The sequence below is a fragment of the Niastella soli genome (assembly GCF_017742245.1).
Classification (GTDB): Bacteria; Bacteroidota; Bacteroidia; order Chitinophagales; family Chitinophagaceae; genus Niastella; species Niastella soli.
In genome coordinates this window covers 1,220,360-1,233,622 of the sequence record NZ_JAGHKO010000004.1, presented here as the reverse complement: position 1 = coordinate 1,233,622, position 13,263 = coordinate 1,220,360, and the positions used below count along the sequence as shown (strand labels likewise).

Genomic DNA, 13,263 nt, shown 5'->3' with positions numbered 1-13,263 from the left:
ATTTATAGTTTTGAAGTTTTTAGAAGATTTTTATGATAAGCATACTTGAAGCGAATTAAAGACAGAAAGTATGGGAAATTTTCTTTAGGCATTCTGTCGGCTTCTTCAGCAATTTTATTAATTGCTTTTAGATCGATATTATTATCTTCCAACAATACAGTTAATGCGTCAATAAATTGCTTTGGGTAAGAAGATTTTAAAATGAAGCTAACTTCATTTCCTTTTTTGGTGCTTCCCTTTTTAGCACTTTGTTCATATGTTAATAAGATTTGGGCATAAGCTCCCGCCTTTTCCCAAAGCGTTTCAGTTGCGTTTAGCATAGATAATATCCAGGTTATATAAGTGTTATAAGTTACAATTTGAGTTTGCTTTTTATAATCAGGCATTTTCATTTCTCCATTTTGTAGAAAAATGTAACCCTTCAATCCTTTTGGCTCAAGTGCTTTTATTCCAATTGCGCCCATTTCACAGCATTTGAGAAAGGAATGTTCCGATCCAAATAAACCTTCAATCTGTTTTGCATTCTTCAAATACTCATTTTCTCCGAATATTATTTTATACAATTCTATCGGATGTTTAATTTGAGGCAGATTAAATGGTATAAAGCCAACGGTGAAATTTGTGTTGCCAAGACTAAAAATGTATCCAGTAACTATATGATTTTTTATTTTGTTTGTTAATCCAAAAATAACTTTAAGCCAGTTTTGAGTTGATAATTGCATATTGCCTGCTTTATCTGTTTCAATTGGATTGAACTCTGCTAATGGCTTTTTAGGATTAAAATTAGTATCCATAGCATGTGCAAGCCATTGCCCATTCCAGGTGTCCATCTGGTTTCCTCTAAGTTTTTTTAGCTTGTTTAAATATTCTTTTCTGTACAATTTCCAGCCTTCGAAAACAAGCATTAATACTTCAGCGTTATCAATATACAAAGACAGTCCACCTTGTACTCCAATCCCACAACCGCCTCCAATCCAGGATAAGTATATGTTTTCTGAATGTAAGGGCAGTTTAATATTACTAACCATACCCGATGTTGTAGCCATTACGTCCGAACTCGGAAAACCAACGGAGGTGCTCATGCCAATTTCTTGTTTCTCAATTGCAGTAATAAGTTTTTTATTAGCTTCATGTCTTTTCTTTTTATCGCCTGTTAGTTTTTGCTTGGAGATTTGATCGTATGGAGAATTTGAGATCCATTGCATATATTTTTCATGATCATAAAAAAGTGGAAAGTAGATTCGTTCAAAAAAATCCCGCGCGCTATAGCTTTTTTTGTATTTAGTGTTATAAGCGGTTAAAAATGTTTTTCCGATTTTTGAAGCAATCATAATAAGTTGGTTTATAATTTTTCGGAGTGACTAGGTTCATCATGATTCCCTTTTCACTTGTGTAAGCTATGTCCGGGATAATGAAGGGAGCTGTTCCAATATTTCGAATTTTAAGTAAACCTTTTCCTGCTATTGTTCCGTAGTGTACCGGTATTTCCATGTTCATTTTTTCATCTTCGGATAAATCCAAAGCGAGATATTTTTCCACCTGACTTTCACGAATGCAGGTGGCAGTATCAATGTTTAGTATATCCAAAAAATACGATTTTGGGGCATGAGTTAATTTTCTGATATTAAATTCTCCTTTACTAAAGATCGAATGCCCGTCAATGCTTGAAATATTAAAGTTTGTAAAAACAGTGTCTATTTTATTTTGAATATGCCTTTCTTTCAATAGTTTATTATCTGGTAATGCAGCAAAGCTTCTTTTCAAAATATCTAATTCATAGGGCTGTGCTGCAGCTTTATTGTTAGGTGGCTGTATTACATATACGGGTTTGTATTTGCCAATAGTGGTTTCATTTCGTTCTCTGTTGATTCTTCCAAAGCGCTGAATAAGGGAATCCAATGGGGCACTCTCGGTAATTAAAATATCGAAGTTTATATCCAGGCTAACTTCCACTACCTGTGTTGATACTACAATGCAGGTTTTTTTAGAGTTATTATAATTCTTAGTTAATTTGCTTTCTTTAACTGCTCTGTCACTTCTGGCAAACCGTGCATGTATCAACAGCTGCTTAATACTTGCATATGTATCGACTAGTTCATCATATACTTTTTGCGCATTGCCAACCTGATTGCAAATGACTAGAATTTTCTGCTTTTCTTCGATGGCTTTCTTAATAATAGGTTGAGCAGCAATCCAATTTGGTATTTTGTGAACAATGTGCCTATCAAACGTGTCTAAAACTACATTGAATAGTTTGGGTTGGTAAACGTTAGCTCTTCCTAATATTTCTAGCATATTATCCTGCAATTTGCGAGGAATAGTCGCAGAGCCTATGTGAACTCTACAGCCTAAATGAGCCAGCATTTCTATGATTTTTAAAACAATTACTTTTGTCTCATTATTGTAAGAATGGATTTCATCTATTATTACATCACAACCTTTTAAGTCTAAAATCATTGCTTCATACCCGCGGATGCCAAATACAATTCCGGCAATTTGATGTGGAGTAAGTACTTTGACAGTGGCACCCACTTTGTTTTGAAGCATTTTTTCATCAATAGTTATGCCTGGTTGAATTCTTGACGACGCATGTAATAATCCTATGTTTAAATCAGGATTATGAAACCTTAGATCATCTTTGATCCGTAGAAACATTGCATTTATTGATGCTTGAAAAGGTAGTACGTAAAAGAAGCGCCCTTTACATCGTCTTATTAGAAAATCAGTTTTCCCTGATCCTGTAGGTGCAATTACAAGGGTATGTCTCTTTTCAGAGACTGAAGATATATTTGAAAGGGGATGGAACTCACCTTTCCTGTTATAATATGTTAAATCAGGGTGTTGAAAGAGCTTGCTGCATGCTTTTTCCGTTTTTTTAGTAAACGATGAAGCAAAAATATCTGCTGCCATTAATAAACCTTTCCATGGACTCCATCCGTAATGGTTGCTATATAATTTTTGACAATATGCCACTGCGTAGTAATAGTTTTCTTTAGCTTCTTGCAAACTAATTTCCCTTACGGTAAAACCCAGGCATCCTAAAATACCTAATGCATCTTTACTCCAGATTTCCCAATCTTTACTATGCAATAGGAATGCTTCATCACGATTGATATAATCTTTCTGTAAATCTAGTATTCCCAACCCTTTATAGTCCTTCTTTATTGATTTATGATGAGCAACTATCATTTCTATGATTTGAGGTTTGATGGCCTCATCGACTAGGGAAATAAAGAGTAGAGATGCCAATTCATGGCGAAACGGTCGTGCAATTGTCCAATCAAAGCCAGGTTTTAATCTTTCCTGAAATACAGTGCTGGCCTTACCAATGTCATGGAGTATTGCACCTAATACTGCGATAGTTATATCCATTTCAAGATAATTAGCAATCGTCACTGCAGCAGCTTTGACTTGAAGCAGATGGTCAATAAGAGATAATCCACCATTATTGATGCTTTTGGCTAGTAAATGGTTGAATTTTTTAATATTCATTTATGTTGTTATGTAATGGATTATTGGTAACTTCTAACCGCCCAAACATTTCCCGGAATTTATTAAAGCGATTGTATCCTACCATGAAGGTGTTTTTATTTTTTTCAAAATGAAGCTCAAATCCGTCTAGCTTATTGAATTCCTGTTCCGATAATTTTAACATCCGGTCATCTGGAAATAATATGTCTTCATTTCTGCATAAACAAATGTGCTGCCCTAGCGCAATTGCTGCTTCCTTTTCTTTTCCAAAAGCCAGGTAAACATTTGGGTTAATCAGTATTCCTCTGGAGAGAATAGATCGGGGTCGTACTATTCTTTTCTCACTTTTATTAAATTCAAACCCGCGCGTTTGAATTACTTCCTGTTGCCTGCTAATTGCCTGATAGGTTAATCTATGTCTCATTATTCTGGTTATTTTTCCATAATGGTTACCTTTTAACAATTCTGGAAATAACTTTTTTTCTATGCCTTCAACAATTGAAGGAGTAAGGAACTGCTGACTAAAAGTCTCGCCATCTCTTACGGCTGTCCATGGTTTAATGAATCCAAATGGGCCAGAATATTTTACAACGTAGTATCTCATAAATGGTTATTTTATAGCTCCGAAACCGATTCCGGTGGAATTTCCAATTCCCACATTCCAGGCGAATGCAATTTGCTCAGGGCTACCTTCAATAATTACCGGGCAAATGTTTACTCGATTGCTTATTTCTTTATATTTAATGACTTTTGTTTTTCGGAGTGAATAGGACGTGTCAAAGCTCACTTTGATATTTTCAAATGGTAAGTAGGCTGCCTTTAATTTCTTTTGTAGTGTTTCAGTTAGATAATCATTGCATTGAGTATCATCATAAGTTATATGTTTTTCCTTGTTGTCAAACCTTCTTTTTATAAAAACCGGGCTGCCTGTAAAAAACATTTCCTTTGAGGAGAAATCAGGTGTATTCGAAATTTGAATTTCAGCAACCTCAGAACCAAAGCAGAGAGACGGATCTTTCAATATGCCATTGATAATTTGTTTTATCAGATTTTCCTCGAAAGCACTAATAAAAAAGAAAGAATTGTCATTTAACATTATCCCAGAATTATTTTTTAATGTTGCGTTCTCAAACCAGGAAAAAGAGTATAAACTTAACGCCCCATGATGTTCATTACGTCCTAGCCATTTATGTATAGCTCCAGTTAAATAAGATTGATAATTAAATGGAATTAGTTTGTTGTTTCTGGTTACTTGTAGATAGAGACGCATTACAATAGGTTTTTAAGTTTTAATTTCATTTTAGTAAAACATTTGATTTATCATGTTGTCTCCAAAGTATGATAGCCATTGTCAGTTGGATAAAATTTCATTACGGTTAGATATTTAGGCATATGCACAGCTTCGCCTATTCACACCCTTATCGAATGGTTTATTAATAAATTTAATTACAGGAAAAGCGATTATTTTACCCTGTAAGTGAAGTATCTAATGTTGTGTTTGGCTGGGAATTACAGAAATTGAAATAAGTTCAGAGTTTTTCTGAAATGCGAAATTTGAAACACGATATTATCAATGTTTTTCAAATAATAGAACTATTGCCTCTGAAATTTATAAATTTCTTGATTTATGACAACAATACGTTTTCCGCCATAACACTTATTCTTAAATAGGCTTTATAGTATTTTATAATAGCCATTCCCTAATAATAGTTCAAGATTATTGTTAATCCTAAATATTAAACCCTGTTAGTTGACGTGATCATGAGAGATTGAATGGGTAAATAATCCATACAACAACCTGTATTTATATTCACTCCTATTATGAGTTAGATCATATTTCAATTTATAGCCTGAATGCATGGGCCATGACTTTAATTTTTCTCGTTACTACATAGGTTCCTTTACTGACTCTTATCTTTCCGGTTAAACAGGCCTACCTGATAAAAATCATATTGCGTTTAAAAGGTATTATCGACCTTGGCATACAAAACAAAAGGTGAAAAGATCCCATTATCATTTACCTGATACAATTATAGATTATGCTAAAAACAGAATCCCCTGAAAAGCCCCTGGTGTATTCGTGCTCAGGTTGTTCCAGCGCCGCTCAAATGGCCAATTACCTGGCAATAAAAATGGATCGGGAGGGAATCGCTGAAATGTCATGCATAGCTGGCGTTGGCGGCAATGTAAAAAAGCTGGTCCGCACCGCTTCGTCGGGAAGAAAAATAATAGCTATCGATGGCTGTCCGTTGGCTTGCAGCAAAGCCTGTCTTGGCAATCATAATATTTCTCCTGACGTACATTTTGAACTGACAAAATTTGGTGTTGGCAAAAAGCAACACCATGATTTTGATCTGGAGGAGGCGGGTAGGGTTTTGAAAGAAATTGAATCTCACCTCATGCTTCAGGCACTTTGAATATGTTTAAAATCCTTTTATATGAGACAAAAAACACCTGCAGAATCTGAAACCGTGAAAACCGAGGTCGTTTGTCCGAACGACACCAATCCGATGGGCATCTTAAAGGGAGGCCGTTTGGTGGAATGGATGGATATTGCCGCCGCCGTTTGTGCGCAGGTCCACGCTGAAAAAATATGTGTAACGGCTGCTATCAACTCTGTTGCTTTTTACGAAGCCGCAGGCCCCGGAGATGTTGTTACCATTTCTGCCAGAATTACAAGGAGCTTTAATACCTCCATGGAGATCTTTGTCTTTGCACTCGCAAAAAATATCCTGACCGGGAAAAGCGATTTGATCAGCGAGGCCTATTTCACCTTTGTGGCACTTGACAATGGTGGAAAGATAACAAAGGCAATTCCTGTAAAACCGGTTACTGTGTCTGAAAAGCAATATTATGAAGAAGCGATGAACCGGAAGCGCAAGGCAGCCGTAATAAAAAATACAGTGAGGGAGCTTGAATGAAAAAACAAATTGAATTATTAGCTCCCGCCGGCTCTTTTGAAAGCTTGCAGGCGGCTATCAACGCCGGTGCCAATGCTGTTTACTTCGGGGTGGAACAACTGAACATGCGGACCCGTTCTGCCAACTCCTTTTCAGTTAAGGATATTCAGGAGATCAGCCGCATCTGTAAAGCAAATAATGTTCATGCCTATATCACGCTTAACACGGTAATGTATGAACACGACATGCAGTTGTTGAAGACCATCCTGAAAGAGGTAAAGAAACAAAAAATTGATGCTGTTATTGCGGCTGACATAGCAGTTATGGAATACTGCCGGCAGATGAACATTCCGCTTCATGTTTCAACCCAAGCCAATGTAAGTAATATTGAATCGGTAAAATTCTTTTCCTCTTTTGCCGATGTAATTGTGTTGGCAAGAGAACTTACGCTTGGGCAGGTGAAAAGCATTTGTTCGGAAATAAAGCGAAAAAAGATCAAGGGGCCTTCGGGCAACCTGATGAAAATTGAGTTGTTTGTCCATGGTGCCTTATGTATGGCCATATCGGGTAAATGCTATTTAAGCCTGCATACGCACAATGCATCGGCCAATAGGGGTGCCTGTGTGCAGAATTGCCGCCGCTCATATCTTGTAAAAGATGCGGAGTCTGGTGAAGAATTACTGATAGACAATGAGTACATCATGTCGCCAAAAGATCTGTGTACTATTGATATCCTGGACCAGGTAATTGATAGTGGGGTAGATGTGCTGAAAATTGAGGGGAGGACCAAAGGGCCTGAGTATGTACAGGTAGTAACCAATTGCTACCGGGAAGCAGTGGAAGCGGTAAACAACGGTACTTATTCCCCGGAAAAAATAGCTACATGGAAAACGGAATTAGAGAAAGTGTATAATCGCGGTTTCTGGGAGGGGTACTACCTTGGCAGAAAATCAGGCGAATGGGCCTCACAATCCGGTTCGGCTGCAACAGAGAAAAAAGTTTATATCGGAAAGGCAACTAAGTATTATTCAAAGATCAAGGTAGGCGAGTTTTTAATTGAATCGGGAAATATAAAAACGGGTGACACGCTGTTGGCTACCGGCCGGCATTTTGGAATGATAAAAGAAAAAATGGAAACACTTTGGGTTAATGGCAACGAAGCGGGGGAGGCAATTAAAGGCGATAAGATAACATTTCCCTTAAAAGAAAAACTAATGCCTGGTGATAAACTATATAAAATTGTGAATGCCTAAAATAATTCAATACCGCAGCAAGTGTATCGGCTGTGGCTTTTGTCATGAGTTGCAGCCCGAGCTTTGGCGCATATCAAGAAAGGACGGTAAAGCAACGTTGTTGAAAGGAACGGAAAAGAAAAATGTTTTTGTTCTATCAGTTACGGAAACTGCAGCCACCAGTGCAAGACTGGTTGCTGCAGGCTGTCCCGTTCGTATAATTAAAGTTGTATAAAGAGTCCTAATTCATCGAACCCAGCCAGCTTTTCACCAATTGGATTAACTCCGTTTGAAGCGATTCGCCTTTGTCGCTGGCATAACAGGCGTGCAGATCCTTAAGACAATCTTCGTGTGAACGATGGTTGTCATTTTTGCAATGAACAAAAAGTTGTTGTAATTTTTGTGGCCTTGCACCCCAGGTGCCTAACAATTTATTTTGCTGTGGATCAATACAGATCAATTTTGGAATAGCCTTTTTGCCATCAGTAAGAAAGGCGTCCATGATCTCCGGGTTTTCATCGCGAAGAATTATTTTCAGTTCAATATTATTACAGGTTGAAACGATCTTTGCCAGTACAGGGATATTTTGAGCGCCATCGCCGCACCAGGGTTCAGCAAGCACGACCCATTGCATTCTACCCGGTATTTTATTTAACAGATCGCAAAGCTGTTGGGAAGGTTGGAATGTTTTGTATATTCTTTTCATCCTTTGCACATTCATTTTTACCGCTTCTATTTTTTCGGGTGGCAGCGAATGGGTAAGCAGAGAGTTTCCATTGGCGGTTTGTTCAGTTAAGGAAAAATATTCGGTATAGCTAAAGGTGCGTTTGGGTTCAATTTGTGGGAGTTTCATAGTATAAAATTTTATTTAACAGGGTTAAGTTGGGCCGTAAAATGCCTGAGTACGGGCGCTTCTTCCGTTATCATTAAACCTTTCAGTTCATTTCTTTTTTTGAATACATCAATTATAACTTCCGCCACGTAATCAATATGGCTTTGCGTGTACACCCGCCTGGGAATAGCTAACCGAACCAGCTCCATTTGTGCGGGAATCAGTTTCCTGTCAGCATCGTATTTACCAAACATAAGCGAACCTATTTCAACACTTCTGACGCCGCCTTCGGCGTATAAAGCACAAACCAAAGCCTGCCCGGGGTATTGTTCAACAGGAATGTGCGGAAGGAATTCTTTTGCATCAATATACACGGCATGCCCGCCGGCGGGTTGCATTACCGGTACACCGGCCGCTGATAGTTTTTCAGTAAGGTATTCAATGCTGCGAATACGGTATTGGAGATACTGTTCTTCCATTACTTCTTTCAGCCCAATGGCTATGGCTTCCAGGTCTCTTCCTGCCAGTCCGCCATAAGTGGTGAACCCTTCTGTAATGATCAAAAGATTTCTGCATTGCTGCGCCAGTTGCTGATTGTGCATGGCCAGGAAACCGCCGATATTGGCAAACGCATCTTTCTTGGCGCTCATGGTACAGCCATCGGCATAAGAGAACAGCTCATTGGCGATTTCGGGAACAGACTTACTGGCAAAGCCTTTTTCACGGAGTTTGATGAAATAGCAGTTCTCTGCAAAACGACAGGCATCAATGAAGAAGGGGATCTTGTTTTTCCGGCATACCGAACTCACTTCTTTAATATTCTGCATGCTTACCGGCTGTCCGCCCCCGCTGTTGTTGGTGACGGTTATTATCACCATTGGGATGTTTTCAGCTCCCTTTTCATTTATTGTCTTCTTTAGCGCTTCAATATTTATGTTTCCTTTAAATGGAGCCGGGGTGGCAGGGTGTTTCCCTTCCTCACACAGCAAATCAATCCCCTCTGCTCCTGAGAATTCGATATTGGCCCTCGTTGTGTCAAACAGGGTATTACTAATAAAATACTTACCCTTCCCGCCAAGGAGGCTAAAGAGAATTTTCTCAGCGGCACGTCCCTGATGGGTGGGAATTACAATGGGGAAGCCGGTTATTTCTTTTACTGCTTTTTCAAAATTTGAAAAGCTGGGACTGCCTGCATAAGATTCATCGCCCTGCATGATGCCTGCCCACTGGCTGCTGCTCATGGCGCTGGTGCCGCTGTCGGTGAGCAGGTCAACCAATACGTCATTGGCATGAATGAGGAAGGGATTATAAAAGGCTTTTTCAAGAATATGCAGTCGATCTTCTTTTGTATTGAAATATATTGGTTCAACAGATTTTATTCTGAAGGGTTCTATGATTGTTTTCATGTATGAAGTTTTGCACGTACTGTTACGCGTTTAATAAAAGGGGAATAGAAATCCAGGGAAGTAAAATACTTCAGGTAGGCTTACGGATGATATTTTTCCAGAGCAACATATTCAAAAACAAATATGAGTGATATTGGGCTATCAATAGATGAGTTTGATCATATGGTATGCTTTTGCCCAAGGAGTATGACTTTCATATTAATATTATTCAGCATTTGTGTTGCCGGCTTATTTTTTAAAGGGCTTGCATATTATAATAGAATTTACTTATTTGTGTTTTCTTTTTGACCCTAATTGACCGAAACCCAACAACCCTAAGCATGAAGCGGTACCTCCTTGCCCTTTGCATGTGCATTTGCGCACTGTCATCTTACACCCAGAATATAAAGCTGAAAAAGAAAGGTGAAGTCGATGTGGCTTTTGTTTACAAAAATCCATTCGACTATTTCATCTATCCAAAGGATAGAACTTTCGAAATGGTGATCAGCCCGGATTTTAAAAACAAGCAACTTGACCTTGACGAATCAATCCTGAATGTTTCCTCCATGGCTTTAAGAGTAAGGGTGTGGGCTGTTCTGGGCGATATTGTTATCGACCCGGTTTTTGCCTACAAGCTTAATATGGAGTATCTCCATGGAGACAAATACTCTGTTTTCTTTCAGGATATTTCGAAATACCCTGATCTTGTCCGAAGGTACAAGGCGATCAGGCCTACTACTGTTAATGCGGTGGTAGGGATGGGGCTAAATCCTGATGATAAATTTGATTTTGGCGCCTACGCATTCTTTAATATCACGAACAATGACTTATTGATCGGTGCTTCGGAAAAAACGCCCACTGCAGATGTTCCTTCTTCTACTACCTGGGGCTCTACGGTCATTTGGGTAAATAGTGATGAAAACTATAGATACTGGTTCAGGCAACCCAAAGACTTTCAGCCCAGCGATGAGCTAAAGGAAATGGGGACTAAATTTATGAATGCAGCCACCCATGCCGCTTCCAATGCCTGGATAAAGGTACAGGCCGGGACTGCACGCGAACATCGTGCTGCCGGTAATACCTACATAAGACTTGAATGGCCTGCAGCGGAGATCGATGCCATCCAGGAGAAATACCTGAAATATCAACGGGGCGAAGAAAAACCACCCAGTAAGGAAGCGGAAGAAGCGCTGGCTCAAAAAGATCTGAGTAAATATAATAATGCAGATGAATGGGGTTCGGCATTTGAAGATGAAGGGAAATCGGAAGCGGTAAATGATTATCAGAAAAAGCTCATAGCTCTGAAGTCAAAAACCCGGATCATAAAGAATTTTGATGCCGATAAGTACAGAAGCATCCAGCCCTTCGGGAAAACTCCTTATTTCGTCCTGAACGGTAATGATAATAAACAACAACTGGTTGATAAAAGAGGGAACCTGCAAACTATTGGCGGGTATCAAAGTTTTGACCGGCTTTATGAAAATACGAATGGAGAAATAACCGCTGAAATAGAACTTTCTCCCAGACAGCGGATTGAAGGCTCAACATTCAATTGGACAGTTAGTGGCCTGGACCGTTTTTTTAACTCTCCCGCAGAAGCTGCCCAGGTGGTTACAGATGCAATAGAACGTAATGAGGCGCGTGAAAAAGAAGAATGGGCGAAGCTAAGCGACTACGAAAAAAAGCAGCGGATGAATACGGTTCAGATCGGCGCCTCAACTAAGTACGAGACTGTAAAATTAAAACGGCTGGTCACGGGCAGCAAGTTAAATATCCTTTCCAGTAAGGAAGGATATATTGCCCGATTCCACTATTAATTGAATAATCCCCCCTAAACCCTGTTATGAAATACTTTTTAGTAATACTACTTACTATAGTTTCCTATACTGTTATGGCTCAATCGGCCACTGAGCTATTCCAATCTGCCCGGGAGGCTTATGAAAATGGAGAAAACAACACCGCCCTGCAGTTGCTGCGTAATTGTGAAGCTACGCTGAGAAGAAGCAATCCGCGCATTGAATCATTAAAAGCCATGTGCTATGTCAATATGGGCGATTGGGTGAATGCTTCTGTTGCGCTCACTACTTATTTTCGCACAGCGCCACCCTCTAATGAAGGAACAGAGGCGCATAAGGACCTGATAGCCCTAAAAGAAAAAGTAGATGGGGAGATAAAAGAAGCCGACCGGAAGTTCAAAGAAAAGCTTGACGAAAAAAGAATGGATGAAGCAAAGGAATTCGAGCAACAGCAATTGAGCAATGAGTCAGGCAGGCTCAGCGAACAAAAAGCTGCAAGCGAATCCCGGATGTATGAAGTATATAAAAACAGTAACGATCCCGATGAATTGGAGCAATTCCTTACTATGTTTCCCCATTCAACCCGGTTCAATGAAATAAAGTTCAAAAAGTACGTAGCAGATGGCGATCTGGATCTGAAAGCGAGCAGATGGACCCCGGCAGTGGAGAACTATACCAGGGCGCTCGAATTATATAACAAAACATCAGTAGCCGTTAAACTGGTCAAAGCACGTGATGAGCAGGCGTATGCATTGGCGGTGCAAAAGAACAGGATAGAAGACTATGAATATTATCTTTCGAAATTCCCTGCAGGCATACACAAGCAGGAAGCTGATGTTGTGCTACAAAAAAACTATCTGCGGTTGGCCCGGGAATATGTAACAGCTAACGATTTTTACCATGCGGTTTTCTATTATAAGGCATATCAAAACCGTTACCCCAATGGCCCTGAAATTGAAACAGTGAATGCGGAGCTTTGCAGGTATTATCTGGCTGAAGCAAAAAAAGAAGAAAAAACAAAGACGATAGGTGGCGTACAACGCGCCATAGAACTATATACCACCGCACAACAATGTGAAAATGCCGCTAGCAGATCACACCTGAAATCCCTAAACCGTAAAGTAAAACGATGGTCGCGGCCAGATGAGCTTTTTTTTGGGTGGCATGCCGATAAAACGAACCTCATTGGATTTATGACCGGTGGCCTGAAAGCCCGGAAGCTCGATTGGTATATCTCAGGTCGTACAGGATCGGGATTATTTAAAGTGAAATCTGATTGGAAAACCGACAGTAAGAACAGCCTGGCAGAATCGGTAAATAAAAATAAAAAGTTCACCGGTACAATAATCCCCAGTGAGATCCATGCCAACCTCGGGCTTACCAAAAGGATCGTATACCCATTCTGGCTCTATGCAGGGGCTGGGGTTGCTGCCAATACCGAATTAAGGCAGTTTATAAGCACAACGGGCAATGAGGAGGAATTGGTAGAGAACAAGGATGCAAAGTTCACGGCTCTCGATCTGGAAGGTGGATTATATCTCTTGCTTGGCCCCTTTGTGTTTCGTTATGGCGTTAACAAGCCAATGAGCGCAAAATATACCGGGTCGGTGACACAACAATTTGGTGCAGCTTTTAAATTTTAATAAG

Annotated in this window: 12 protein-coding genes; 6 read left to right on the top strand and 6 right to left on the bottom strand. The window is 39.6% G+C overall.

From position 1 onward, the window contains the following. Positions 1-2: 2 nt before the first annotated feature. The 4 genes from J7I42_RS19740 to cas6 are packed head-to-tail and all read right to left on the bottom strand — an operon-like array spanning position 3 to position 4,741. The gene (locus J7I42_RS19740; RefSeq protein ID WP_209140573.1) at positions 3-1,331 is read right to left on the bottom strand and encodes a hypothetical protein; all 1,329 of its coding nucleotides are present in this window, start codon (positions 1,329-1,331) and stop codon (positions 3-5) included. After that, positions 1,288-3,492 carry a CRISPR-associated helicase Cas3' gene (gene cas3 / locus J7I42_RS19735; RefSeq protein WP_209140572.1) on the bottom strand — a complete coding sequence of 735 codons (2,205 nt, stop codon included), beginning with the start codon at positions 3,490-3,492 and terminating at the stop codon, positions 1,288-1,290. The genes J7I42_RS19740 and cas3 overlap by 44 nt, the downstream gene beginning before the upstream one ends. Continuing rightward, positions 3,482-4,075, bottom strand: a complete 594-nt coding sequence (locus J7I42_RS19730; protein WP_209140571.1) for a hypothetical protein — start codon at positions 4,073-4,075, stop codon at positions 3,482-3,484. Before J7I42_RS19730 ends, cas3 begins: the two co-directional genes overlap by 11 nt. 6 nt (positions 4,076-4,081) lie before the next feature. Next, positions 4,082-4,741, bottom strand: coding sequence for a CRISPR-associated endoribonuclease Cas6 (gene cas6 / locus J7I42_RS19725; RefSeq protein WP_209140570.1), 660 nt, complete (start codon positions 4,739-4,741; stop codon positions 4,082-4,084). 769 nt (positions 4,742-5,510) lie between these two features. On the opposite strand from cas6, the gene J7I42_RS19720 reads away from it, so the two are divergent. From J7I42_RS19720 to J7I42_RS19705, 4 genes are read left to right on the top strand one after another with little or no spacing between them, the layout of a single operon-like run. Beyond that, complete coding sequence (locus tag J7I42_RS19720; protein WP_209140569.1) at positions 5,511-5,888, top strand: putative zinc-binding protein; 378 nt, start codon at positions 5,511-5,513, stop codon at positions 5,886-5,888. A gap of 21 nt (positions 5,889-5,909) precedes the next feature. Then, a complete protein-coding gene (locus tag J7I42_RS19715) occupies positions 5,910-6,392 on the top strand; it encodes an acyl-CoA thioesterase (protein ID WP_209140568.1) in 483 nt (160 codons plus the stop codon). Then, positions 6,389-7,624, top strand: a complete 1,236-nt coding sequence (locus J7I42_RS19710; RefSeq protein ID WP_209140567.1) for a peptidase U32 family protein — start codon at positions 6,389-6,391, stop codon at positions 7,622-7,624. The genes J7I42_RS19715 and J7I42_RS19710 overlap by 4 nt, the downstream gene beginning before the upstream one ends. Continuing rightward, the gene (locus J7I42_RS19705) at positions 7,617-7,838 is read left to right on the top strand and encodes a ferredoxin (protein ID WP_209140566.1); all 222 of its coding nucleotides are present in this window, start codon (positions 7,617-7,619) and stop codon (positions 7,836-7,838) included. Before J7I42_RS19710 ends, J7I42_RS19705 begins: the two co-directional genes overlap by 8 nt. Before the next feature lie 6 nt (positions 7,839-7,844). Here the strand turns inward: J7I42_RS19705 and J7I42_RS19700 are convergent, their stop codons facing one another. Then, positions 7,845-8,456: a thioredoxin family protein gene (locus J7I42_RS19700; protein ID WP_209140565.1), complete on the bottom strand. Its 612-nt coding sequence runs from the start codon at positions 8,454-8,456 to the stop codon at positions 7,845-7,847. 11 nt (positions 8,457-8,467) lie between these two features. Next, positions 8,468-9,841 (bottom strand): tryptophanase, encoded by a 1,374-nt coding sequence (locus tag J7I42_RS19695; RefSeq protein ID WP_209140564.1) that lies wholly within the window; start codon positions 9,839-9,841, stop codon positions 8,468-8,470. Between the two features lie 320 nt (positions 9,842-10,161). Between J7I42_RS19695 and J7I42_RS19690 the strand changes: the two genes are divergently transcribed. Both J7I42_RS19690 and J7I42_RS19685 read left to right on the top strand, forming a co-directional pair. Then, entirely contained in the window at positions 10,162-11,637 is a 1,476-nt protein-coding gene (locus tag J7I42_RS19690) for a hypothetical protein (RefSeq protein ID WP_209140563.1), read from the top strand. Between the two features lie 26 nt (positions 11,638-11,663). After that, positions 11,664-13,259, top strand: coding sequence for a hypothetical protein (locus J7I42_RS19685; RefSeq protein WP_209140562.1), 1,596 nt, complete (start codon positions 11,664-11,666; stop codon positions 13,257-13,259). Positions 13,260-13,263: the final 4 nt, after the last annotated feature.